This window comes from Paenibacillus elgii NBRC 100335 (genome assembly GCF_004000865.1).
Taxonomy (GTDB): Bacteria; Bacillota; Bacilli; order Paenibacillales; family NBRC-103111; genus Paenibacillus_G; species Paenibacillus_G elgii.
On the sequence record NZ_BIMB01000005.1, the window covers coordinates 69,576 to 92,703 of the forward strand.

Annotated in this window: 25 protein-coding genes; 4 read left to right on the forward strand and 21 right to left on the reverse strand. The window is 54.9% G+C overall.

Annotation, left to right across the window (positions count from 1 at the left end; translation table 11 throughout):
- Nucleotides 1-23: 23 nt before the first annotated feature.
- The 7 genes from PEL01S_RS05385 to PEL01S_RS05415 form a co-directional block, all read right to left on the reverse strand.
- On the reverse strand, nt 24-1,766 hold the full coding sequence (locus PEL01S_RS05385) for an alpha-glycosidase (protein WP_127459633.1): 1,743 nt from the start codon (nt 1,764-1,766) through the stop codon (nt 24-26).
- A 32-nt stretch (nt 1,767-1,798) separates the two neighbouring features.
- Nucleotides 1,799-2,632, reverse strand: a complete 834-nt coding sequence (locus tag PEL01S_RS05390) for a sugar ABC transporter permease (RefSeq protein WP_063181504.1) — start codon at nt 2,630-2,632, stop codon at nt 1,799-1,801.
- An 18-nt stretch (nt 2,633-2,650) separates the two neighbouring features.
- Nucleotides 2,651-3,949 carry a sugar ABC transporter permease gene (locus tag PEL01S_RS05395; RefSeq protein WP_127459634.1) on the reverse strand — a complete coding sequence of 433 codons (1,299 nt, stop codon included), beginning with the start codon at nt 3,947-3,949 and terminating at the stop codon, nt 2,651-2,653.
- A 43-nt stretch (nt 3,950-3,992) separates the two neighbouring features.
- Nucleotides 3,993-5,285 (reverse strand): sugar ABC transporter substrate-binding protein, encoded by a 1,293-nt coding sequence (locus PEL01S_RS05400; RefSeq protein WP_127459635.1) that lies wholly within the window; start codon nt 5,283-5,285, stop codon nt 3,993-3,995.
- A 214-nt stretch (nt 5,286-5,499) separates the two neighbouring features.
- Complete coding sequence (locus PEL01S_RS05405) at nt 5,500-5,922, reverse strand: SRPBCC family protein (protein WP_127459636.1); 423 nt, start codon at nt 5,920-5,922, stop codon at nt 5,500-5,502.
- Nucleotides 5,919-6,248, reverse strand: coding sequence for an ArsR/SmtB family transcription factor (locus PEL01S_RS05410; protein ID WP_063181496.1), 330 nt, complete (start codon nt 6,246-6,248; stop codon nt 5,919-5,921). Before PEL01S_RS05410 ends, PEL01S_RS05405 begins: the two co-directional genes overlap by 4 nt.
- An 80-nt stretch (nt 6,249-6,328) precedes the next feature.
- Nucleotides 6,329-6,751: a DoxX family protein gene (locus PEL01S_RS05415; protein ID WP_127459637.1), complete on the reverse strand. Its 423-nt coding sequence runs from the start codon at nt 6,749-6,751 to the stop codon at nt 6,329-6,331.
- Between the two features lie 258 nt (nt 6,752-7,009).
- Between PEL01S_RS05415 and PEL01S_RS05420 the strand changes: the two genes are divergently transcribed.
- Nucleotides 7,010-7,456, forward strand: a complete 447-nt coding sequence (locus tag PEL01S_RS05420) for a MarR family winged helix-turn-helix transcriptional regulator (RefSeq protein ID WP_127459638.1) — start codon at nt 7,010-7,012, stop codon at nt 7,454-7,456.
- A gap of 66 nt (nt 7,457-7,522) precedes the next feature.
- On the forward strand, nt 7,523-9,814 hold the full coding sequence (locus PEL01S_RS05425; RefSeq protein WP_127459639.1) for an ATP-binding cassette domain-containing protein: 2,292 nt from the start codon (nt 7,523-7,525) through the stop codon (nt 9,812-9,814).
- A 99-nt stretch (nt 9,815-9,913) separates the two neighbouring features.
- Here PEL01S_RS05425 and PEL01S_RS35130 read toward each other — a convergent pair whose 3' ends face one another.
- From PEL01S_RS35130 to PEL01S_RS35140, 11 genes are all read right to left on the reverse strand, one after another.
- Nucleotides 9,914-10,897, reverse strand: coding sequence for a hypothetical protein (locus PEL01S_RS35130; RefSeq protein WP_239551035.1), 984 nt, complete (start codon nt 10,895-10,897; stop codon nt 9,914-9,916).
- 24 nt (nt 10,898-10,921) lie between these two features.
- Nucleotides 10,922-11,371: a hypothetical protein gene (locus PEL01S_RS05435; RefSeq protein ID WP_127459640.1), complete on the reverse strand. Its 450-nt coding sequence runs from the start codon at nt 11,369-11,371 to the stop codon at nt 10,922-10,924.
- Nucleotides 11,372-11,373: 2 nt separating this feature from the next.
- Nucleotides 11,374-11,874: a MauE/DoxX family redox-associated membrane protein gene (locus PEL01S_RS05440; RefSeq protein WP_127459641.1), complete on the reverse strand. Its 501-nt coding sequence runs from the start codon at nt 11,872-11,874 to the stop codon at nt 11,374-11,376.
- Between the two features lie 14 nt (nt 11,875-11,888).
- A complete protein-coding gene (locus PEL01S_RS05445; protein ID WP_127459642.1) occupies nt 11,889-12,302 on the reverse strand; it encodes a hypothetical protein in 414 nt (137 codons plus the stop codon).
- A complete protein-coding gene (locus PEL01S_RS05450; protein ID WP_127459643.1) occupies nt 12,287-12,517 on the reverse strand; it encodes a hypothetical protein in 231 nt (76 codons plus the stop codon). The genes PEL01S_RS05445 and PEL01S_RS05450 overlap by 16 nt, the downstream gene beginning before the upstream one ends.
- Nucleotides 12,518-12,613: 96 nt before the next feature.
- Entirely contained in the window at nt 12,614-13,072 is a 459-nt protein-coding gene (locus tag PEL01S_RS05455; RefSeq protein ID WP_127459644.1) for a TlpA family protein disulfide reductase, read from the reverse strand.
- A gap of 24 nt (nt 13,073-13,096) precedes the next feature.
- Nucleotides 13,097-14,866 (reverse strand): ATP-binding cassette domain-containing protein, encoded by a 1,770-nt coding sequence (locus PEL01S_RS05460; RefSeq protein WP_127459645.1) that lies wholly within the window; start codon nt 14,864-14,866, stop codon nt 13,097-13,099.
- Nucleotides 14,863-15,357 (reverse strand): hypothetical protein, encoded by a 495-nt coding sequence (locus PEL01S_RS05465; RefSeq protein ID WP_127459646.1) that lies wholly within the window; start codon nt 15,355-15,357, stop codon nt 14,863-14,865. The genes PEL01S_RS05460 and PEL01S_RS05465 overlap by 4 nt, the downstream gene beginning before the upstream one ends.
- A gap of 189 nt (nt 15,358-15,546) precedes the next feature.
- Nucleotides 15,547-16,428: a pyridoxal 5'-phosphate synthase lyase subunit PdxS gene (gene pdxS, locus PEL01S_RS05470; protein ID WP_127459647.1), complete on the reverse strand. Its 882-nt coding sequence runs from the start codon at nt 16,426-16,428 to the stop codon at nt 15,547-15,549.
- Between the two features lie 18 nt (nt 16,429-16,446).
- Entirely contained in the window at nt 16,447-16,662 is a 216-nt protein-coding gene (locus PEL01S_RS35135) for a hypothetical protein (RefSeq protein WP_063181472.1), read from the reverse strand.
- Nucleotides 16,663-16,852: 190 nt separating this feature from the next.
- Entirely contained in the window at nt 16,853-16,990 is a 138-nt protein-coding gene (locus PEL01S_RS35140; protein WP_231884733.1) for a glutamine amidotransferase-related protein, read from the reverse strand.
- Nucleotides 16,991-17,092: 102 nt separating this feature from the next.
- On the opposite strand from PEL01S_RS35140, the gene PEL01S_RS05480 reads away from it, so the two are divergent.
- Nucleotides 17,093-17,989: a LysR family transcriptional regulator gene (locus PEL01S_RS05480; RefSeq protein ID WP_127459648.1), complete on the forward strand. Its 897-nt coding sequence runs from the start codon at nt 17,093-17,095 to the stop codon at nt 17,987-17,989.
- A gap of 57 nt (nt 17,990-18,046) precedes the next feature.
- Here the strand turns inward: PEL01S_RS05480 and argD are convergent, their stop codons facing one another.
- From argD to PEL01S_RS05495, 3 genes are all read right to left on the reverse strand, one after another.
- Nucleotides 18,047-19,243: an acetylornithine transaminase gene (gene argD / locus PEL01S_RS05485; RefSeq protein ID WP_127459649.1), complete on the reverse strand. Its 1,197-nt coding sequence runs from the start codon at nt 19,241-19,243 to the stop codon at nt 18,047-18,049.
- A 17-nt stretch (nt 19,244-19,260) separates the two neighbouring features.
- The gene (gene glyA / locus PEL01S_RS05490) at nt 19,261-20,505 is read right to left on the reverse strand and encodes a serine hydroxymethyltransferase (protein ID WP_127459650.1); all 1,245 of its coding nucleotides are present in this window, start codon (nt 20,503-20,505) and stop codon (nt 19,261-19,263) included.
- Between the two features lie 206 nt (nt 20,506-20,711).
- On the reverse strand, nt 20,712-21,581 hold the full coding sequence (locus PEL01S_RS05495) for a helix-turn-helix transcriptional regulator (protein WP_063181463.1): 870 nt from the start codon (nt 21,579-21,581) through the stop codon (nt 20,712-20,714).
- A 130-nt stretch (nt 21,582-21,711) separates the two neighbouring features.
- On the opposite strand from PEL01S_RS05495, the gene PEL01S_RS05500 reads away from it, so the two are divergent.
- Nucleotides 21,712-23,076: an MATE family efflux transporter gene (locus PEL01S_RS05500; protein ID WP_127459651.1), complete on the forward strand. Its 1,365-nt coding sequence runs from the start codon at nt 21,712-21,714 to the stop codon at nt 23,074-23,076.
- The last annotated feature ends 52 nt before the right edge of the window (nt 23,077-23,128 follow it).

Sequence of the window (23,128 nt, forward strand, 5' to 3'; positions counted from 1 at the left end):
CATACGGCCCTGTCTTTGTCAAATCATGACAATGGCGCACTCAAAACGAGCCATCCATACGGAGGCAAGCTGATAGAAAGCCGCTCGTCCGTCAGTTCGAAGCTTCCGTCGCCCATGGCGATTTCGAGCGGTACCTGCGCCTCCAAAGCGATATCCGCGACAGCCGGATGCCCGCTGTTGTTGAAGCTGATGTAGAGCTGTTCGTCTGCATCCGTTCTACGGATGACAAGCTGATGATCCTTGGCATAGATCACCTGAAAAGTTCCGTCCCGCAACGCCCGATGCTGCCGTCTGTACGAGATGATCGTCCGGTAAAACGCGAGCTGCTCCAGATTTTGCCGGGCTTCGTCCCAAATCATCGGCCGCCTGCAGTCAGGGTCCGCTCCGCCCTGCATCCCCACTTCGTCGCCGTAATAAATGCACGGCACGCCGGGGAACGCAAACTGAAACAGCACGGCGAGCTTCGCTTTCCTTGCGTCCTGCGCGACCGTAAGCAGCCGCGGCGTATCGTGGCTTCCCACGATGTTAAAGGCTGCTTCGTTCACCTGCTGCGGATACTGGGCCAGCAGCCGGTTGATCCGGTGGGAAAACTGCTCCGCATCGATCGCATCCTTGGCAAAAAAATCAAGTATAGCTTCTGTAATCGGATAGTTCATGACCGCATCGAACTGATCTCCTTGCAGCCACGGCATCGCGTCGTGCCAAATTTCGCCCAAAATATAAAAATCCGGCTTGAGCGACTTCAAGGCTTTGCGGAAATGCCTCCAAAACTCGTGATCGACCTCATTGGCCACATCCAGCCGCCAGCCATCGATATCGCATTCCTTCACCCAATACTGCGCCACGTCCAGCAAATATTGTCGGACCTCCGGATTCGCCGTATTCAGCTTCGGCATATGCGCCTCGAAAGCGAAGCAGTGGTAGGAAGGTCTGGGCTCCGTCTGCACCGGAAATTGCTTGATATGGAACCAGTCCCGATAGCGCGATTCCAGTCCGTGGCGGACCACATCTTGAAACGGAGCGAACAGCGCGCCGCTATGATTGAATACGGCATCCAGAATGACGCGAATTCCGCGCTCGTGGCAGGCCTGGACCAGCTTCTTCAGCAATGCGGTATCCCCAAACTGCGGGTCGATTTTCAAATAGTCCGTCGTATCGTACTTATGATTCGTCTCCGCCGCAAACAGCGGGGTAAAATAAATCGCGTTAACGCCAAGCGAGCTAAGGTGATCCAGTCGGTCCAATACGCCCTGCAAATCGCCGCCGTAATAATCGTGCGGCCCCGGGTCCGCCTCCTCCCACGAACGAACGCCGGCCGGATCGTTCGACGGATCGCCGTTCGCAAACCGCTCGGGAAATATTTGATAAAACACAGCCTCTTTTACCCACCCCGGCGGCTTCGCCACTTCATCCGCCCATAGAAACGGATAATCGAAGAAAGAAAGTGGGTCCTTGGGCTTTTCCTTCTGAAAGCCGGTCTCCGTGTACCAGACCGTTTCGTCCTCCGAGATCAATGCAAACGCATAGCGCAGTCTGTGATGCGGGGGAACAAGCTCCGCCTGCCAATAATCGAACCGTTCGTCGCTCGCCAGCTTATAAAGAGATTGCTCGCTTGCGGTCTGCTCCCAATCGTACTTATCGCCGTAGAGCGCTTTTACCGCGCGCAGATCGTCTTTTTTCGTCCGCAGCCGGATATGGATCGTCCGGTCATCGTAAGCGTAGCAATCCGCATTGCCGGACCGGTGATAAACCGCTTCTAACAACATGGAATCCCCATCCTTTTTTGGTATAAATCGCGTTACCCTTTATCCGCGCCGGCCGCGATTCCGTGAATTAAGTACTTCTGGAAATACATGTACAGCAGCGTGATCGGCAGCGCCACAAGCACGGCGCCCGCTGCGAATAACGTAAAGCTGGAATTGGTCTCGTTGGCCACCATCGCATACAGCCCTTGCGCCAGCGTCATTTTATCCGAGGACCTAAGCACGATTTGCGGTAAAATAAAATCCATGAACGGCGTGATGAAGCTGTTCAGAGCTACGAACGTAATCGCCGGCAGCGATAAAGGAAAAATAATTTTGAAGAACGCGTCAGCATGGCTCGCACCGTCGATAAACGCGGCTTCCTCCAGACTTTTCGGGATCGTGTCGAAGTGCCCTTTCATGACCCAGGTGCCCATGGACACCGCTCCACCTGCATAGATGAGAATCAGCCCCAGATGCGTGTCGAGCAGCTTCGTTTGTAGCAGCAGCACAAAAATCGCCATGACGGATAGAAACCCCGGAAACATTTGCAGGACCAGCAGCATCATCAAGCCTTGCTGTCTCCCTTTGAACCGGAATCTGGAAAAAGCATACGCCGTCGCCGCCACCAATGCCGTCGATACGACCGCATTCACCAACGCGATCTTGATCGTATTTTGATACCACAGCACAAAATCGGTCGTATGGATCAGCTCGATGTAATGCGCGATCGTCGGGTTATCGGGAATCATCTTGCTAACGAGCAAGTTATCGCCCGGATTCAGAGACGTGCCTACGATCCACACGATTGGGTAGATCGTCGTGACGAGCAGCACCGCAAATACCGCGTAAATTCCCGTGACGACCAGGTTGTTTTTGAATTTGGACATCCAGATCAAATCCTCTTCTTAAACGGACTTCATCCGCTTGTAATTCCATAAAGAAAATGCCGCAATGAGAATGAACATAATGATCGATACGGCCGAGGCCATATTAAACTGGCTTTGGTTCAGCGTCATCTTGAAGATCCACGAGATCAAAATATCCGTGCTTCCGGCGTAGTAATAATCCGGATTATTCGGCTTCCCGTCCGTCAGCAAGTAAATCAGGTTGAAGTTATTGAAGTTAAACGCAAACTGCATAATAAAGATCGGCGCCGTCGCCATCAGCACGAGGGGCAGCGTAATTTTGACGAACTTTTGCAGCCCCGAGGCCCCGTCGACGTCCGCCGCTTCATACAGATCGCGCGGCAGGGTCGTCAAAATTCCCGACATCAACGCCATCAGGAACGGCGTCGAGAACCACAAATTCACCAGAATGACGGATGCTTTTGCCATCGTCGGATCGGAAAGCCAGGGCACGGGAGAGAAGCCGAGCTTCACGATCAGATCGTTCACCGGACCGAACGTCCCGTTCAGCAGCACCCGGAAAACGAGAATCGAGATGAACTGCGGGATTGCCCAAGGCAGAATGAACACCGTTCTCCAAAATTTTTTGAAGCGGACCTGCGGGTGATTCACCATCATCGCGAGTAACAGTCCGCTGAGAAAGACGGTAGAGGTCGAAGCCGCCGCCCAGATGATGTTCCAAACGGAGATGCCGAAGAACGTGGACCTCCATGCTTCCTGCGCGAACAGATCGTAAAACGTGCGGAAGCCGACCCAATCCACCAGCGCCCGGTCCGGAATATGCGACGGAGCCGAATAATTGGTGAAAGCGATCAATACGTTAAACACGAGCGGAATGACCGTAACGAACAGAATGAAAAATGCGGCAGGAATCAGCAGCAAATAAGGAAAATGCCGGAACTTCGCCTGCTTCACGGACTCGACGAAGCCGAGGACATGGCCGCCTTCGTCCCGCAGCTCCCCGTTCTTCTTCGCATCGTAAACATTCATCGCATAGAACCCGAGAAATAGCAGGATGACGACGAGGGTAATGAGACCGTTGATCAGCAGAAAGATCGAATGGTCGCCCTGTACGATTTTTCCCCGGATGATCCGGGTCGGTACATCGCCTAGCGTGATCAGCCCCAGAATGCCTTTCCATGCGATCGAATAATAGTTCCAGAAAAACAATTGGGCCAAGACGATGAACAGCAAGCCTTTGATATATTGTCTGTTGTAGAGCTGGCCCAAGCCTATGAACGCCGCGGAACACACGGCTGCCGTGACCTGATGCCGCCGGGCGCTTGGTTGTGATTGCATACGTAAAACCGCCTTAGCCGAGTTTTGAGAATGAATCCGTGCATTATTTCGTCGTTTTCATGGCTGTCTTGATTTGCTCCACTGCGGTAGTCAGAACGGCTGCCGGATCTTGACCGTCATTCCAGATCGCAGCGAGCGCGGCGCCTGCGGGCACCCATACATTGCCCATTTCCGGAATGGACGGCATCGGCGTCGAATATTTCGCCTGCTCCAGAAACGCCGCCGCTTTCGGATCTTGCGTAATGATGGGGTCATCCATCAGGTCCTTCCTCGGGGGAAGCTGGGTTGTCATCTTGAACCGCTTGATCAGATTGTCCTTGCTGGTCGCGTAGCTTGCGAACAGCTTGGCGGCAGCCGGGTATTTCGTATACGAATTGACGTACAAGGCCCGAATGCCGGAGAAGCTGACCGGATGCTCGCCGTTCGGCAGCAGAGGCAGCGGCGCTACACCATAGTCGAAATTCACCTTCGACAAGCTGGCCATCAGCCATGAGCCGTTGATAACGGCAGCGGTTTTCCCTTCCTGGAAAAAGCCCGTAATGATGTTGTCGTTGATGTCTCCGGCGTTCAGCGGCAATATTTTTTTGAGCGATTGCAAATATTTTGCCCCTTCAACCGTTTTCGCGCTGTTGAGACCGATATCGTTCGGGTTCGTGCCTTGATTTCCGAACACATACCCGCCGTAACCGGCGAGGAACGAGTACGATTGATACAGCTGGCCGACGTCCCACATCAAGGCGAACTTTTTGGTTTTCGGATCGTTGTAGGTTTCGGCGAATTTCACGATGTCGTCGTACGTTTTCGGAGCTTTGTCCATCAAGGACTTGTTGTAAAACAGCGCATACGTATCGATCGCCGTCGGAAAGCCGTAAAGCACGTCCTTGTACGTGACTCCGGCCAGCGCCGAGGACATCACCTCGTTTTTCATGCTGTCGCCCGAAGCGTCGTTTTCCAGCACGAGCCCGGCCGTCACCGCATTCCCCAATTGATCGTGCGGCGCGGAGAAGACGTCGGCTCCAATCCCCGCCGGACCGTCGGTAGTCAGCTTCTTAACGGTGTCGATCGCGGGAACCGGCTCCACCTTCACTTTTACGCCGTAGTCTTTCTCGAAGCTTTCCGCTACCGCCTTCAAATAATCGAGCTCCGGACCTTTCGATTCCCATACGAGCAATTGGGCGCCTTGCTCCGGCTTTAACGGCTCCGCGTTTGCGCTTCCTGCGGCTTCGTTCCCCGGCTCCTGCCCCGCAGGCGAAGGACGGCCCTCTCCACAAGCGGTTAGCAGGGAAGAACTCAGACAAAGGACAAGAACGGCGGAAATGAAACATCGTTTTGACATGCGGGGTCCCCCTTTAAGACTATTGAATTGTCGTGAACTGAATCGTTTAAGTACTGAAACGTTTAAGTAGTGCTTAAGTGATATCATAGCTTTTCGCTTCCGCAGGAGTCAATGATAAAAAATGGAAAATGGCCCTGTCCGGCAAGACTCCAATATAGAAGCAGCGGCAGCCGGGGATGAAAATAAATTCCCAGATTGCCGCTACCGAATGCGATTATTGTTCCAATACCTTTTCAAGCTCGCCGCACCATTTACTCCAGCCATACTTAGCTCCATTGAGTGCCGGTTCGTTGGAGATTCCGGTTTGCTCGAGATGAAGGTTAACCTTTCCGCCTCCTAAATCCTGCAGCGTCCAGGTGACCGTGTGCTTCTCTCCTCCGCTTGCCCAAGTATAGGACAACCGGTTTGGTTCGTCCACGATAAGCACTTCGCCGTTAACAATCCCATCCCACCATTCGGTCGGCTGAGTGCGGAACTGAAAACGGTGTCCAACGACAGGCTTAAAATCGTTTTCCATCGCATGACCGGTATGGATGTTGACCACCCACTTGGCAAGCTTGCTTGAATCGGTTAAAGCGGACCAAAGCTTCTCGATCGATGTCTTGTACTGAAAATCCAAGGATAAGGTTAAACTCATTCTTCTTCCTCCTCTAATAGTTTGTTCAAGTTCAGCATATTCGTACTCCAGAACTTGCTATAGAAAGCCACCCAATCTTGAATTTCTCGGAGTGGAGAAGCATTAAGCCTAAATCGCGTTTCTCTGCCGACTTTTCGGTCAAGGACCAGTCCGGCCTCTTTAAGGATTGTCAAATGCTTGGATACCGCTGTCCGGCCCATTTGAAACTGTGCCGTTAACTCATGAAGCGGTAACTCCTCTGCCTCTGCTAACAGACGAATCAGCTGGCGCCTGGTTGGATCTGCAATCGCGTCATACACATCCCGCAGCTGGTTGTTCTCGCTCACAACACCCTCTCCTAAATATTATTTTCTGTAGTAGAAATCATTGGTGGTACGAAGGGACAGCCGTTGATTTCATCACCTCCCTAGAGTTTGCGGCTCTTCGGACGCAGCGCCCACGAGGCGATATTTAGTGCAGCATATGAAAGCGGAAGGATAAGAGCAAACCCATAATCGCCATAATCGTTAGCAAACGCATGAGATAAAGCCGCACCGGTCATTAAAAAGAAGATACCCGCGTGAACCCATTCTTTAAGCCGGGGAAAACCTGGCACGACTAGCACGACGGCTCCAAGCACTTTCCAAATCCCGAGAATGGTCAAGACGTATAATGGGTAACCAAGATTCTTCACTAACTCGATGTTTCCTCCATATTGCATCAGTTGCCCGATACCGCTTAACATAACAGCTGCCGTGAGTAGTAATGTGACTGTCCAATAAGCAATTATTTTCCCTCGGAGCTGGGTTTCCTGTTTCGCGATTGTTTCCGCACCGATAACCATGCTCATTTTATTTCCTCCTCATCATTGTTTCAATTAAAACTTTTTCAGATTCCAACTTTTCCAAATCACTTGCTCCCAATCGGACACCATTTGGTGACGATTTGATTATAGGACACTGTTTGGTGTCATGTCAATAACATTTTTAAACTCAAAATATTAAAAATGTGCCGCCATGTATGTCCATTGAAGTTAGTTGCCATATGGAAACTAGTTTGATATGATGACGAATATAGAACACACACGATATCGATAGGGGGTATTCCTTTGATACAGCCAGATCAACCCGGTGAGCTGGAAAACGCTTTGTCCCATCTCCAATGCGTGCTGGTCGCCAGACGCACCCGGATCAATCCGGAGCAGCTTACTTGGGCGCAGTACGACATCTTGGAGATTTTGCGCATCCGCGGTCCCATGATGCCTTCGGTTATCGGCGAAACGTTGGGGATGACACGCCCGGCCACCTCGAAAAGCCTCCGAGTTTTAAAGGATAAGCAGTTAATTGAGCAAACCACGCGCGAGGAAGACCGGCGGGAACAAACGACGTCGCTCACCGATAGCGGCCGTGCTTTTCTGGAGCGTGCGGCCACAAGCCGGCGTGAGGCTGCCGAAATCGCCGCCTCCGTTCTTACGCCCGGCGAGCAAAGTATTTTTGCGGAGCTGTGCCAAAAGATAGCGGCCGCACTCGACGACAACCAGTCGCGATCCGTTTGAATATAATTTCCCGACGGAAACTAATGTCCTTAAATCATCATTTTTGAAGAAGGAGGTTATCCAACGATGAACCTTCAAAACGGCGCCCCCGACAACCCGCACGATCTAATCCGCGTTACAGGCGCAAGGGAAAATAATCTGAAAAACGTGACGGTGAGCATACCGAAGAAGCGGCTCACCGTGTTTACGGGCGTATCCGGTTCCGGCAAGTCCTCACTCGTCTTCGATACGATTGCCGCGGAATCGCAGCGCCAGCTCAACGAAACGTTTACCAGCTTCGTCCGGCACCGTCTTCCCCATTACGGGCAGCCGGATGTGGACTCGCTGGACAATCTGTCCGTCGCGATCGTGGTCGATCAGAAGCGGCTCGGCGGCAACGTCCGGTCCACCGTCGGAACCGTCACCGATATTTACTCCTTGCTGCGCTTGCTGTACTCCCGGGTCGGCCGGCCGTTCGTCGGTTATTCCAACGCCTTTTCGTTCAACGATCCGCACGGGATGTGCCCCAAATGCGAAGGATTGGGGACGGTAGCGGCGATTGATCTCGAGCGGCTGATCGACCGGCAAAAGTCGCTGAACGAGGGGGCCATCCGATTCCCCACGTTCCGCCCCGGCGAATGGCGCTGGAAACGGTATGTTTGTTCCGGATTATTCGACAACGACAAAAAGCTCGGAGAATATACGGACGAGGAATGGGACACGCTGCTTTATAAAACGGATATGAAGCTGAAGCATCCCGGTCCAGGATGGCCGCCGACCTCCAAATACGAAGGTGTGATTCCCCGTTTCGAACGGAGCTTTCTGACCAAGGAATCCGAGGAGGCCAAAACACGTTATAAAGAAGAGCTCGACCGGATCGTCACCCGAGGTGCTTGTCCTCTGTGCAAGGGGGCCCGACTGAATCAGGAGGTGCTCGGCTGCAGGATCAACGGCAAGAGCATAGCAGACTGCACGGCCATGCAGATCAGCGAGCTCGCCCCCGTGATACGCGCTATTGACGCGCCTGTCGCCGCAACCATGGTCGACGCCATCGTCGAACGGCTGGAGCATCTAATTTCCGTCGGATTAGGCTACCTCAGCCTTAACCGGGAAACGTCCACGCTGTCCGGCGGCGAATCGCAGCGGGTCAAGATGGTGCGGCATCTCGGCAGCAGTCTGACGGATATCACGTATATTTTTGACGAACCGAGCATCGGACTTCATCCTCACGACGTTCACCGGCTGAATTCCCTGATGAAGCGTCTCCGGGACAAAGGGAATACCGTCCTTGTCGTCGAGCACGATCCCGATGTCATCGCCATCGCCGATCACGTAATCGATATGGGACCGGAAGCCGGCGCCAAGGGCGGCAGGATCGTCTATGAAGGCGATCTGGCTGGTCTGGCGGCTTCCGGCACCTTGACCGGAACGTATCTCGGCCGCCGGCCCCGGCTCAAGACGCCGCCGAGACAACCTAGCGGTTCACTCGTGATCGGCCCCGCCTCCCTGCATAACCTCAAAGACGTGAGCGCCCGCATCCCGCAAGGCGTGATGACGGTCGTCACCGGCGTAGCGGGCTCAGGGAAAAGCACGCTGATCAACAAAGTGCTGCCCCGGCATTATCCGGAAGCCGTCTTCATCGATCAAGGAGCCATCCAAGGCTCGAAGCGCTCCAACTCCGCGACCTACACCGGGATGCTCGACCCGATCCGCGAGCTGTTCGCCCGAGCGAACCGGGTTAGCCCCACGTTGTTCAGCTTCAACTCTAACGGCGCATGTCCGGAATGCAAAGGGCTTGGCGTCACGTATACGGATCTTGCCTTCATGGACCCAATCGTCAGCCGATGCGAAGGCTGCCAAGGACGCCGGTTTACCGAGGAGGTTCTGGGCTATACCCTGCGCGGCAAATCGATCGACGAGGTTTTGGAGATGAGTGTAGCGGACGCGCGGATCTTCTTTGGGGAGGAAGCGATTCGGACGATTCTGGAGCGTCTAGGCGACGTCGGACTGGACTACATTACGCTCGGGCAGCCGCTGAACACGCTCTCCGGCGGGGAACGACAGCGCCTGAAGCTCGCGGCCGAGCTGGAGCGCAGCGGTCAAATCTACGTATTCGACGAACCGACCACCGGATTGCATCTCTCCGATGTCGACCGCCTGATCGGCCTGTTGAACCGGCTCGTCGACAACGGCAGCACGGTGATCGTGATCGAGCATAACCTCGACGTGATCAGTCAAGCCGATTGGATCGTCGATTTGGGTCCCGGAGCCGGACAAGAGGGTGGGACGGTCATCTTCGAAGGCGTTCCCGAACAGCTTATCAAGCATCCGCATTCGCTTACGGGGCATTACTTGAAGCAGCATCTCCACGGCGATTAAACGACAAAACGCCTGCCGCAAAGGGCAGGCGTTACAATGATTATAGAAGCTTATTTTTACTGTCACTGAAGATCAAGCCGTCCTGCATGACGAGCACCCTTATTTAATCGTGATGCTGACTGTTTCTTCTCCCGCATTGATGAAGTTTACAGAGATGTCGTCCTTGGAGCCACTTGGTACGGAGCAGTATCCCTCCGTTTGAGCTGACAGCCATTGCGAGTTGCTTGAAGAACTCAATCCGATATACGATTGATTCCAATACACGTTTTTCATGAACGTGCCCGAATGCGTTCCCTTTGTGGTGGCGATCGTCGTATTTCGCTTAATCCGGTTCGCTTTTCCATCTTTCGTCCAGCCTTTGACGTCTTTCACTAGCGTATAGCTGATAGGAGAAGATTCCCCCTTCTTTTTCCCGACCACATACAGCGCAACTTGATCATTCGCAGGGACGTAAAACTTCATTTGTATGGTTTGTCCGGCTTCAAACCTCGGACCGTAAACATAGCCATTGTTTCTAATAAACATCGCCCAGTCATCATTTGTGGATTGATGAAAAAATCCTGCGTCGACCTCCTGTCCGCCTCCAACTCCTCCTGTATAAATGTGGGCTGTATCCCCGTTTCCGTTTGGCTTGTTCTCATCGTACATTTCTTTCTTGGACGCTGAAGGCAAATATACATTTCCGCCGTACCAAGCATACCCGCTCTTGGATTCCACTTTCCGGTAAGGCCCGTCGGATTTCGCGCAGGATACGGCAGCGGGGGCGATTGTCTCAGCAGGAGCAGTAACACGCTGCCCATCTATCGCATAGGTTCTTCCCTCGATAAGCTCCGCTTTCTTCCAATCATCGATCAGGCCCTGCTTGTTAGCGAAAACTTCATTCTTGTCGTTAATATAAACGACATTTTCTCTTTCATTTTCCGGAAGGTTCTCTAAAACACCGGATATGACGGCTCTTTCATGGCCCGTGATCGTCTTGTCAATCCACGCATGGGTCTGAGCTCCGTCAGCTGAAGCAAACGGCGTGTGAACGGATAGAAGCATCAAAGATAACGATACGGCGATAAATGATTTCTTTTTCATAAGGAATTCCTCCGTTCTGCAAGTTTATCCCATTCCTTGTGCCTGATGTTCGTTTTTCGGCCGGCTCATCAGCTTTAGAAAAGTCGGGACCTCATGGAACACGCGGTATTTTCCGTATTTATCTGTCACAATGCGGGTTGGGCTCACTTCTGAGGAGGATGCGTTCAGACTGCTTGCGCTCACGACGCAATGCCGCCCCCACTTTTTGGCTTTGGCGGCCACCAGCCATTCGGGAGCGGTGAAAACGACGGTAGTCCTTCCCGGCATGTCCGAGAGCAAGAAAGCATCGATTTCCTTGAAGCCCGGCGCCGAATAATCCAGAAATAGGATCAGCTCGTTCGTTTCGTTGGCCAGTTGCCTGATCTGCCGGACCTGCGCTTGAATGGCCCGCTGCTCCCGCCTTCTCAAGATGTAAAGTACTGCTGCACTTATGGCAAACCACAGAAACGTACATAAAAACAACGGATCGGTCATCGTCAGACCTCTTTTCTTTTCCAACGAATCGTCATGAGCTCAACGGTAAACGACAGCGCCATGACCAAAACAAGCGAATGGAGCATGGAGTAAGCATCTGCCGGCTCCCGCTTCAAGCCTGCATCGATCAGCAAAATACCGATCAGAACAAGATTTCTATAAACAGGAAACCGGTTGAGAAAACCGACATTGCCGTAGCAGGCGCAGGCTTCGGCCCCGGTGCTTCTTTTCTTTCTCCAGGTCAACCAAGTAAAGACGGACAGCAGCCCGATCGCCGCAAATTGTTTCCAGCCCTCCGCCAGACCCGTCGCAAACAAGAAAAACAGCAAAAATTCCGCAATCAACACGGCACAGGCCGCCAAAGACAGCATGGATGCCGGTAGCACCCCATAGGCATAAATTTCCACTTTTAACCCTTCGAAGCTGCGCAGCTTCATGTAAAAGGGTAAAAAAAACAGAACCGCAATCGTTACATCCAGAACATACGCTATCAACCCCGTCATCGTCGTCGCTCACCTCATCCGGTACTAGACGTTTTTTGCAACTCGTCCTCCTGCAATCGGATCGTCAGCGGATACCATGCCACTTCTTCACCGTCAACAAAGCACTTGAAGTGGACGATTCCCGTCTCCGTCAGCACCAGCGTAAATACAAAATCTTTATCGACACCCGGAATTTGATCATCCGCTCTGTAATTTCTGAGGACAGTCATCGCCGTTTTGCCAAGCCGCTCTCCGCGGTCATTGGTGACCTCAAAATGCGTATCTATCGATTTGCCCTGCGGCAAATCAAAGATTTTGAGCAAAATGTGCAAATCCAAGGCATACGGCAAAACGGGAATTGTCCGGTGGTTTAGTACGGTACCTAACTGGTGCCCCCTCGCCTGTTCGTTAGGGGTAATCCGGTCACATACGATTAATTGAGCTTGCAAGGAAGTTTCCCCCGTTCTTGTAAGAGTAAAAAGAGAAGAGGGGTGATCCCCCCTCCTCTAATCGGTTTAGTAGCAGCAGCCTGCGTGCTGCTCGCATGTAAATGTAGATCCGTCAGTGCAAGCGAAGGTTTTTCTTGAGACCAGTTCTTTCTCATAGTTTTGACCGCCGGAGAAGCATAAGCTTCGGCGACAATAGTTATCGGGATTTCCTGCATCTCTGCAGTTTCCTGGAGGAGAGCATGCCATAGTTTTCACCTCCTTTCATTGGAAATGGAATGCTATCTTAAGGTGTAAATACCGGGATGCCTCTATCAGGCCAGTGCATGGCGGGCGTAGTCCTTCACAAGCTGCTCGAACTCGTCCGCGTTATAAATGACTCCTTTGGCGGCTACTTTTCCCAAGTCGTCGACGAGAATCGCAAAGGGCAAATACGTCACCGCAAAATACGCGTCCATGTCGCTCTGGTCCAGTGAATAAATCGGGAAGGTCCATCCGAAATATTCGACCATGCTCCGGTGATCGTCCTCGTCGGCTGTGGAGAAGAGCCGGAAAGAAAAGGTCGGATGCCTCCGCGTCATCGCGTCGATATGCGGAAGCAGATCGATGCAATGCGAGCAATAGGCGGAGACGAACAACAGAACCGTCCCCGTCGCTTCGCCCGGCTCCGCCGGCGTTCCGATATTGCTGATATGGGGCGGCAGATCCGCCAGCGCGGAGCCGATCGGCGGACCGCTGTCGGCTGATCCGCCCGGCTTACGGTTGAATGACATCGTTTCTCCCTCTTTTCGCCTGAATTAGTCGTACCATTGCTTTTGCTGATGCCACATCTCATGATAAAGTCCTTGCTTATGAAGCAGTTCGTCATGCGTCCCGGCCTCGGCTATGCGCCCGCTCTCCATCACGAAGATGCGATCGGCTCTCCGCGCAATCCCGACCCGGTGGGATACCATAAGCACGGTTTTCCCACGGCAGTGCTCCAGCATTTCGTTCATCATCCGAACTTCGCTGACCGGATCGAGCGCGGAGGTCGGTTCGTCGAACACGACCAGCTCGTGCTCCTCCGAGACGAACACGCGCGATAATGCGAGCCGCTGCCACTGTCCGCCGGACAAGTTAACTGCGTTATCCTCCAGCGTCCCGAGCTTCGTATCCAAGCCGTGCTTGAACTTGTCGGTCAGCCCGACCTTCGTGAGCACCGAAAGCAGCTTGTCCGTATTGTGCGCCTCGGCAATATTGCCGACGGCGATGTTATCCCGCACATCCGTCATATAACGAATGTAATCTTGAAAGACGGCGCTCGTTTTGCGCCACATTCCGATCCGGTCCAGCTGCCGGACGCTCACGCCGTCGTACAGGATGGCGTCGGTATCGCTCCGGTAAAGACCCAGCAGCAGCTTGATCAACGTCGATTTTCCCGAGCCGTTCTCGCCCAGGATGGCGATCATTTCGCCTTTGCGAATCTCCGCGTTGATGTCGGTCAGCGCCGGCTCGTCCCGATTCGGATAACGGAACGTCAGGTTGCGGATTTGAAGCTCGTCCTGAAAACGGAATGGGTGGGGCTCAACCTGTTCTGGCAGGCGGGCGGCGGCCTGCACGTCGCTTTCGATCTTGTTCAGCCTTTCAATATGGGCGGCGTTTTCCGTCAGCCTCGAGATCGAGGCGAACATCATCGTAATATTGCTTTCGGTCATCGTTAGCGCCATCGTGATGGCCACGTAATCTCCAATCGTCAGCGAGCCTTTATAAATGAGCAGTGCGGTGATGACGATGACGATGCCCGAGCTGATGATGGACAGCAGCTCGCCGGAAGCTTGCCTTTTCAGATTCAAGGTTTCGAGCTGCATGGATAAGGCGTTAGCCTCGTCCTTCTTGCGCAGCCATTTCTGCCGGAAATAGGGCACCAATTGAAACAGCGTCATTTCCTTCTGCGTCTGGGAGCCCGTCAATACATCGAAATAATAATGGTATCCCCGGGATTGCCTCATCATTTCTTCGCTGATCGCTACTCTTCGCCGGACGGCGCGAAGGTCGTAGATGCCTTTGAGCGTACCGACGAGCAGCGCCAGCAAACCGATGTAGAGGTGATAGTACAGCAGATAGCCCAGACTTGCCGCCGTGATCAAGCCCTGCTTGACGAACCCGGTCACGGTGGAATACGATTCCAGATATTTTCCGTTAATGAAGGACCAATAAGAGAAATCTCCGGTAAACTGGGGATGCTCCTTGTCCAGCAGTTCCGTCCTTGCGACGAGATCGACCAATTCGTTCTCGCAATGAACGGCAAACGCCATATGCATCCGTCTGCTTTTGAGCTGGGAGTATGCTTCCAGTAGCAGCCGTACAACCTGAAACGAGAGAAGAAGCGCGATGCTTCCCAAAAGCAGGTACAGATTGTTCTCCGAGAGCTGGTCTACGATCCGTTTGCTTAAGTAAATGCCGATGTTTGATTGCAGAGCCACTACGATGTAAACGAACAGTGACAGCAATACGATGGGTCTATTGAACCGGTATACTTTGCAAAAGGCTTGACCGGCGCATCTCATGGTGCGAGCGAACGACTTCATACTTGTGCCAGGCTGCGCTCATACACACGGATCAACGGGGCCGCCAACCGCTCGAGCTTCTCGCAGTCGTTGAAGATGTCGGCGCCGACCGCTTGTCCAAGCTTATTCAAAATCAGGGCGTAAGGAACGATTCCCACCTTCAGTTGGCTGTGCAGCTTAACGGTATCGCACAGGTAGAACGGCATGTCCAAGTCATAAATCTCTCGCTGCTGCTCCATCGCTTCTTCGCTTCCTTCGAATAACACGCAATAGCGGAATGCCCCAAACCGTTCTGTGAACTCTTGAACAGCTCCCATGTTGCAGGCTGAGCAGGAAGCGCTCATCAGGAATACGACGGAACCATGCTCCGTCTCTCGAAGCCATTGGAAGGAGACGGGCTCCGATTTGGCGAATAAAGTCAGTTTTTCGGGAAAGTACGTTCCCAGCTTGTATTCCTCGGCATACTGCTTTAAAAATCGTCTATGATCACCGGGCGGGCGTTCAGGCTCCACTTTAACTCCTCCAATGCCGTGAACTTGAGTGAGCGGTTGTTCGCTCGTCTCTGGTAATATTGTATAATTTAGGATTACTCCCTCACAATGGAATATCATTACTTTATTTGGTAATTTGATGACTTGGAATTCAACGATTCGACATTGCAGAACAATAAAAAACCCATCGCAAAGGATGGGTTTGATCGCTTACCAGCCGCGCTCCTGCATCCGCTCGGCAGTTTGCAGCGTGGCAATTTCGATCCCTTTCATCGGGGTACCCAAGTTTTTGGATACCTGCGCAATCAAGGAATAGTCCGTGTAATGCGTGGCCGCCGCCACAATCGCTGCGGCGAACTTTTCCGGCGCGTCGGATTTGAAAATGCCCGACCCGACGAAGACGCCGTCCGCGCCCAAGTGCATCATCAGCGCGGCATCCGCCGGAGTCGCCACACCCCCGGCCGCGAAATTGACGACCGGCAGACGGCCGGTCTCGTGAACATGCAGCAGCAGCTCATAGGGCGCGCCCAAAGCTTTGGCTTCGGCCATCAGCTCATCCTTGCTCATGCTCTGCACCTTGCGCATTTGGCCGATCATTATCCGCATGTGCCTCACGGCCTCCACGATGTTTCCGGTGCCCGGCTCGCCCTTCGTGCGGATCATCAAAGCGCCTTCGCCGATCCGCCGCAGCGCCTCGCCCAAGTCGCGCGCTCCGCAGACGAAAGGCACGGTAAACGCCCGTTTGTCGATATGGAACAGCTCGTCGGCCGGCGTCAGCACCTCTCTTTCGTCGATATAGTCGGCCCCGAGCGACTCCAGCACCCGGGCTTCCACATAGTGGCCGATGCGGGCTTTGGCCATCACCGGAATCGTCACGGCATTCATCACTTCCTCGACGACCGTCGGATCGGCCATCCGGGCCACCCCGCCGGCTGCGCGGATATCCGCCGGTACCCGCTCCAACGCCATCACCGCCGTTGCGCCTGCGGCTTCCGCGATTTTCGCCTGCTCCGCGTTCATCACGTCCATGATGACGCCGCCCTTTTGCATCTCGGCCATTCCTCTTTTTACGCGTGTCGAGCCTGTCTCCATCCCGATTCCCCCTATTTTCTAGTCTCCGATGGTCCGGTAAATCTGTCCCTTGCCGGAAGCGTACAGCCTGTGCTCCGTCTCCGAACAGCGCCTGTCCATCGCATCCAGCAGCGTGTACAAAATCGTTTTCGACGCGCTCACCAGCTCCGTGCGGCCCGTCCCCTCCGGCTTCTGCACGTAGGGACCTTGCACCAAATCGTCCTTACCGTGCTTCAGCATCCGGCCGATTCCCACTTCACCCATCTCCAGATGAATTGCAAACCGACCACATGGTCTTCGTAGACGAATGCCTGATTTCGACAGCCCTTGCTGCTAGCGGTACGCATCGCTCGATCCGGCAGCTAAAACGTATCCCCGTGCCAATGAAACGGGACAAATCGCTCGGGGAAGCCCCGGAACGCCGGGCTTTGCTTCGCCGCCTCGGTCAGCTCGACCGGGACCGGCCGATTTCCCGGTAGTCATTATGACGAACCCTGCCTCCGATCGCCTCCGCAAGCAATTGTGCGCCCAGGCAGATGCCGAGCGTTTCGAACGGCACGCGCTGAATGAAATGAAGCTTCACGGAACATCCATCTGCCCTTCCTTTTTCCTATCGTTTACTATATAATGATCGTCAAAATCTATGATTAAGCTAAATTCGAACATCATCCCGGAGGAATGTCCCTTGGAGCTCAGACAATTGGAATACTTCATGGCCGTATGCCAGGAACTGCATTTTACGCGGGCGGCAGACAAGCTCGGCATTGCCCAGCCGTCGCTCAGCCAGCAAATCCGCACGCTCGAGCACGAAATCGGCTCGCCCCTGTTCGACCGCGTCGGCAAAAAAACGATCATTACCGAGGCGGGGAAAATATTGCTCAGCCACAGCTACAGCGTGTTCCACGAGCTGTCGCAAGCCCGCGCCGCCATTAGCGAGCTGCAGGGCTTAAAGCGCGGATCGCTGACCATCGGGGCGCTGCTGACGGTCGTCAATTATTTACTACCCCCGACCGTCATCTCGTTTCACGAGCGGTATCCGAACGTCAAGCTGTCCGTTCAGGGCCTCCGCACCGGCGATATTTACAACGGGCTGCTGCACAACGAGCTCGATCTCGGCATCGTCTTCATGCCGATGGAGCATGAGGAGCTGGAGACGATACCGCTCTGTAAGCAGGAGCTCGCCCTCGCGGCTCCGCTCGATCATCCCATCGCGCAGACATCTTCCGTGACGCTGGAGGCGCTGCGGGAGACCCCAAGCATTTTGCTGCCGGGCAACTATCATCTGAGGCAGCTTCTGGACGAGCGGTGCCGGGCGTTCGACTTCGCCCCGCAGCCGGTGCTGGAAATGACGACGATGGAATCGATCATCAATATGGTCGCTCAAGGCGTCGGCGTAACCGTGCTGCCGATGGCTTACCTCGACTATATCGCCGACCCGCGAATCCGCATTGTCCCGATCGCGAATCCCGCGATCACGACGCAGATCGGGGTCGTCTACCGGAAAAATAAATATTTGTGCGCGGCAAGCCGGGTCTTTATGGAGCAGCTTATCACTACGGTCAAAACCCAAAGCCCCGGGTAACGGCATCTTTTCCCGCAACGGCAGACCCTCAAACTCCTTAGCGCCCGTTCGCGGAAACTATTTGTCCGAAGCCTGAAAAAGGGCATCCGCGAGCCGTTCCACCGCCTGGTCGATTTCATCGTGGGCCACATACAAATTCGGCATAAACCGGATCACGTAAGGCCCTCCCGGCAGCACCAGCAAGCCCTTACGCTGAAGCTCGCGGATGAACGGCTCGACCGGCCGGTCGAGCTCGATGCCGAGCAGCAGCCCGAGCCCGCGGACCGCCTTCACCGGCGGGGCATGCTGGAGCTCCGCGGCCAGCCGCCGCAGCGCATAGCGCCCGGCCGCTGCCGCCCGCTCCGGCAGCCGCTCATCCAGCATCGTCCGCAGCGTGGCGATACCTGCCGCCATGGCAATTGGCGATCCGCCGAACGTGGAGGCGTGGCTGCCCGGCGTGAAAGTCTCGCGCAGCTTACGCTTCCCCAGCATCGCCCCGACGGGCAAGCCGCTCGCCAATCCTTTGGCCAGCGTCACGATATCCGGCTCGATGCCGTAGTGCTCGTAGGCAAACAGCTTGCCGGTCCGCCCCATCCCCGTCTGCACTTCGTCGACGATCAGCAGCAATTCCCGCTCTTGGCACAACAGAGCCAGCTCCCGGACAAATACCGGATCGGCGGGATGCACGCCGCTTTCGCCCTGCACGAGTTCCAGCATGACCGCCGCGGTCCGCTCGTTAATGCACGCCTCCACCGACTCGATATCGTTGTATCGCGCATAGGCAAAACCTTCAGGGAGCGGGTAGAAGCCATCCTTTACCTTGTCCTGTCCGGTCGCTGTCAGCGTGGCTAGCGTACGGCCGTGGAACGATTTTTCGAACGTCACGATCTCGTACCGTTCCTTACCCTGCACCCGCTGGGCATAGCGCCTTGCCAGCTTGATGGCCGCTTCGTTCGCCTCCGCGCCGCTGTTGCAGAAGAACGCAAGGTCCGTGCAGCTATGATCCGCAAGCAGCTTCGCCAGCGCCTCCTGCTGGGGACTTTGAAACAAATTGCTTACGTGCCACAGGCGCCCCAACTGCTCCTCCACGCTCCGTTTTACTTGAAGGGGAACATGGCCCAGATTGCATACGGCAAGTCCCGACATAAAATCCAAATAAACGTTTCCCCGATCATCCCACAGCCGCGAGCCTTCGCCCCGGACGAAGGTCAGAGGATGCCGCGCGTAGGTCGGAAACAGCGCGCTTTCCTTCGCTTCAAGCGATGCTAACTCCATGGCATTCCCTTCTTTCTTCAATCGATGTCGTCATATATCGGAAAAGCCGCCGTCAGTTCCGCCACCTTGCGTCGCGCCTGCCCGCGGACTCCGGCATGGTCCGGCTGCTTGAGCACCGCGCCGATCAGGCCCGCAAGCTCGGCCATTTCCGAAGGCCCCATCCCCCGTGTCGTGACCGCCGGCGTCCCGATCCGGATGCCGCTGGTGACCGTAGGACTGGCTGTATCGAAAGGAATCGCATTTTTGTTCACCGTAATGCCTACGCTGTCGAGCAGCTCCTGCGCATCGATGCCGGTCATCTTGATGCTACGCAGATCGAGCAGCAGCAGGTGATTGTCCGTTCCGCCGGTCAACACATCCAAATCTTGCGCATGCAGGCCGTCGGCCAGCGCTTTCGCATTCGTCAGCACGCGCGCGGTATTGTCGGCAAAGTCCGGCTGTGCCGCCTCGCCCAACGCGACCGCCTTGGCGGCGATCATATGCATCAGCGGCCCCCCTTGCGTTGCTGGGAAGACCGCCTTGTCGATCTGGGACGCCCACGATTTGCGGCACAAAATGATGCCGCCGCGCGGTCCGCGCAGCGTTTTGTGCGTCGTCGTCGTCACAAAGTGCGCATGCGGCACGGGACTCGGATGCAGTCCTACGGCGACAGGTCCGGCGATATGCGCCATATCCGCCAAAAACAAAGCCCCGACCTCGGTGGCGATTTGCGCCAGCCGTTCGAAATCGATGATTCGCGGATAAGCGCTCGCGCCGACGACCAGCATCCGCGGCTTGTGCTTGAGCGCCAGGCTCCGCACTTCGTCGTAATCGAGCCGGTGCGTTGCCTCGTTCACACCGTAAGGAACAAACCGGTACATTTGGCCGGAGGCGTTTACCGGACTTCCGTGCGTAAGATGACCACCGTGCGCCAGATTCATCCCGAGAATTGTATCGCCGGGACGGACGGCCGCCAGATAAACTGCCATATTGGCCTGTGCGCCGGAATGCGGCTGCACGTTAGCGTGCTCCGCTCCGAACAGCTCCATCGCCCTCCGGATGGCGAGCGATTCGGCAAGGTCCACATACTCGCATCCACCGTAATACCGTTTGCCGGGATAGCCTTCGGCGTATTTGTTGGTCAGCACCGTCCCCATTGCCTTCAAGACGGCCGGGCTGACGAAGTTCTCGGAAGCGATGAGCTCGATATGGTCCTGCTGCCGAACGAGCTCCTTTCGGATGGCTTCCGCCACCACGGGATCTTGATTTTGCAAATGCCGCATCGCTTGCCCCCCTTTCGATTCCATCGTTCGGTATCCGAATGACGGTTAACGATTTTCATTATAGGGAGGGGCGACCGGGCCATCAATTACGAATTCCCTATCACTATCATAGGCTGGAACAATCATTCATCCCGCATACATCGTCGTTTCCAATCGTTTTCCAAGCACTCCGTTCCCCTTTGTTCCCGTAGCAGCATCGTATCCGGTCAAGCTTGGGAAAAACGCTTGCGGTAAGCGCGCGGAGTCAAGCCTTCCACTTTAACGAAGCAGGACGTAAAGTAGGCCGCTTGGTTGAAGCCGACCTCTTCGGCCACCCGGGCGACCGGAAAGTCGGTTTGCAGCAGCAGCAGCTTGGCCTGCTCCAGCCGGTACCGCAGCAAATACTCGAAGGGCGAGCAGCCGAACTCCCGCTGCATGCAGCGCGCGATATATACAGGGTGAAAATTGAGCGCCTCCCCCAAGCTTTGCGCAGTCACCGATTGTTTGAAATGCTGGCGCAGGTAGGATGCCGCCTGATCCGCCACTTCGGCTCCGGGCGGCGGCATTTCCGCTTGCAGCGAAGCGTTAAGCTGCTCCAGCACCTGCTGAAACAGCTGCTGATGCTTCCAACGCGCCCAGTTGCGGTGCGACTCCTTCTCCAGCTCGCCGAGCTGCTGCATTGTCCGGTAGACGGACGTCGGCTTTAGCAGCTTGGTAAACTGGGGAAGCTGGATGGCGAAGGTTTGCATCGTGAAACTTTTTTCCTCTATCGAAACGGACGGCAGCGGCGGCACTTCCTCCTCCGTCTCTCTCCACGCGCCCGTCGTGTTGAAATGCAGCCAATAATGCGCCGTATCCGTTGTACACCCCTGCGGAGAATAATGATGCCGGTCAGGCCGGAGAATAATCGCGTGTCCAGCTGTAACTTCGTAGTAAACGCCGCCTTCCATGATATAAATGCAGCCTTCCTGCACGACGAGCAGATCGAACACGCCGATGTTGTGCCGGTTCGGATGCTTGCGCCCGGGCGCAATGACGCAGAAGCCGCTGGCCAAATAGTGAGGAAGCGGCGGAGATGTAAATTCGAGAATTGGCATCGCTTTCACCTTCTCATCCTATGAAGTCAGGTTTATAAATTGATAATTTTAGTTCGGATACTGATACATGCTTTCAAGTATACGCTCTATAATGTGATATGGGAATACGGCATCAGGGGGGATATGGAACATGAGTGATGACAAAAAATTTACGCTATGGGTGCTCGCTTGGCCCATTTTTATTGAAATGTTTTTACAGTTTTTGCTAGGCACAGCAGACACGCTGATGGTCAGCCGCATATCGGACGGCGCCGTTGCCGTCGTGGGCATTTCGACGCAATTGTTTGCCGCCGTCACGATTTTGTTCATGACGGTCGCCAACGGAGCCGGCGTGCTGATCGCACAAAAGCTCGGTGCCCGCAGGCCGGAAGACGCGCGGACGGTCGCCATCATGTCGGTCAATATCTCGGTCGTGATCGGCGCCGTGCTCAGCCTCGCGCTCTATCTTTTTGCCCGCGATATCGCCGCGCTGCTCCAGGTCCCGGCCGCTCTGCTGCCGCTGGCCGACACGTACATCTCCATCGTCGGCGGAGGCATGACGCTGACCGCCGCCATGGCCGCTCTTAGCACGGCGATTCGTAATACGGGGAACACACGCGGTCCGATGTACATCGCGATCGGGATGAACGTCATTCACGTCGTGCTGAACTACGCCTTTATTTACGGCGCCTTCGGCTTCCCGCAATGGGGGTTGTCCGGCGTGGCCGTCTCGACTCTTGTCAGCCGGCTGCTGGCTACGATCGTGCTCGCCTTCCTGTTCGTGCATTCGTTCGAGCGCCGGATCGGCTGGAAAGACCTTCTGCAATTCGATCGCCCTTTGTTCCGCGAAACGATGCAAATCGGCTGGCCCATGGGCGTGCACTCAGCTTCGTGGGTGTTCTCGCAGTTGATTTTGTTTTCGTTCATTGCGATGCTCGGGGCCAAGGAATTGGCGGCGCGGACCTATATGAATACGATGGAGTCGTTTTGCTTCACCCTCGGGTATTCCGTCGCCATGGCTTTGCAGATTCAGATCGCCCATCTTTTCGGGGCCGGACGGAAACAGGAGGCTTACCGCGCCGCTTATCGGGGAATGTGGACGGGACTTGCGGTCGTCATGACCAATGCGCTGCTGCTGTACGTATTCGGCAGCAAGGCGCTGTCTCTGTTCACCGCGGATACGGAGATTGTGGCGCTCGGGGTTGCGCTGCTCGGCTTGAATCTGCTGCTGCAGCCGGGGAAAATGATCAACATGGCCATGGGCAGCGCCTTGACGGGAGTCGGCGATACCCGGTTCATTATGATTACCGGAGTGTTCTCGCTCTGGCTGCTTGCAACACCGTTTTCCTACTTCCTTGGCATTCGGCTTGAGTGGGGCTTGGCCGGAATTTATGCGTCGATGATTGCCGATGAATATTTACGCGGATTTCTCGTTCTGCGCCGTTGGAAAAGCGGCAAAATGCTGCACCCGTCGGCAGCCTCGCCCGGACATCAGGCCGTCTCGGCACAAAGCTAGCGGTTTTAAATATAGTGTTTTAAAACAAAAAGCGGCTGACAGGGTACTACGC

Coding starts and splice junctions, on each gene's coding strand:
- PEL01S_RS05495 (WP_063181463.1), bottom strand. CDS start 21,581: ATGCCAATTCTCGAATTTACATCTCCGCCGCTTCCTCACTATTTGGCC.
- PEL01S_RS05460 (WP_127459645.1), bottom strand. CDS start 14,866: ATGAAGTCGTTCGCTCGCACCATGAGATGCGCCGGTCAAGCCTTTTGC.
- glyA (WP_127459650.1), bottom strand. CDS start 20,505: ATGCGGCATTTGCAAAATCAAGATCCCGTGGTGGCGGAAGCCATCCGA.
- PEL01S_RS05435 (WP_127459640.1), bottom strand. CDS start 11,371: ATGACCGATCCGTTGTTTTTATGTACGTTTCTGTGGTTTGCCATAAGT.
- PEL01S_RS05400 (WP_127459635.1), bottom strand. CDS start 5,285: ATGTCAAAACGATGTTTCATTTCCGCCGTTCTTGTCCTTTGTCTGAGT.
- pdxS (WP_127459647.1), bottom strand. CDS start 16,428: ATGGAGACAGGCTCGACACGCGTAAAAAGAGGAATGGCCGAGATGCAA.
- PEL01S_RS35130 (WP_239551035.1), bottom strand. CDS start 10,897: ATGAAAAAGAAATCATTTATCGCCGTATCGTTATCTTTGATGCTTCTA.
- PEL01S_RS05500 (WP_127459651.1), top strand. CDS start 21,712: ATGAGTGATGACAAAAAATTTACGCTATGGGTGCTCGCTTGGCCCATT.
- PEL01S_RS05450 (WP_127459643.1), bottom strand. CDS start 12,517: ATGCAGGAAATCCCGATAACTATTGTCGCCGAAGCTTATGCTTCTCCG.
- PEL01S_RS05395 (WP_127459634.1), bottom strand. CDS start 3,949: ATGCAATCACAACCAAGCGCCCGGCGGCATCAGGTCACGGCAGCCGTG.
- PEL01S_RS05455 (WP_127459644.1), bottom strand. CDS start 13,072: ATGTCATTCAACCGTAAGCCGGGCGGATCAGCCGACAGCGGTCCGCCG.
- PEL01S_RS05405 (WP_127459636.1), bottom strand. CDS start 5,922: ATGAGTTTAACCTTATCCTTGGATTTTCAGTACAAGACATCGATCGAG.
- argD (WP_127459649.1), bottom strand. CDS start 19,243: ATGGAGTTAGCATCGCTTGAAGCGAAGGAAAGCGCGCTGTTTCCGACC.
- PEL01S_RS05415 (WP_127459637.1), bottom strand. CDS start 6,751: ATGAGCATGGTTATCGGTGCGGAAACAATCGCGAAACAGGAAACCCAG.
- PEL01S_RS05385 (WP_127459633.1), bottom strand. CDS start 1,766: ATGTTGTTAGAAGCGGTTTATCACCGGTCCGGCAATGCGGATTGCTAC.
- PEL01S_RS05440 (WP_127459641.1), bottom strand. CDS start 11,874: ATGACGGGGTTGATAGCGTATGTTCTGGATGTAACGATTGCGGTTCTG.
- PEL01S_RS05390 (WP_063181504.1), bottom strand. CDS start 2,632: ATGTCCAAATTCAAAAACAACCTGGTCGTCACGGGAATTTACGCGGTA.
- PEL01S_RS05425 (WP_127459639.1), top strand. CDS start 7,523: ATGAACCTTCAAAACGGCGCCCCCGACAACCCGCACGATCTAATCCGC.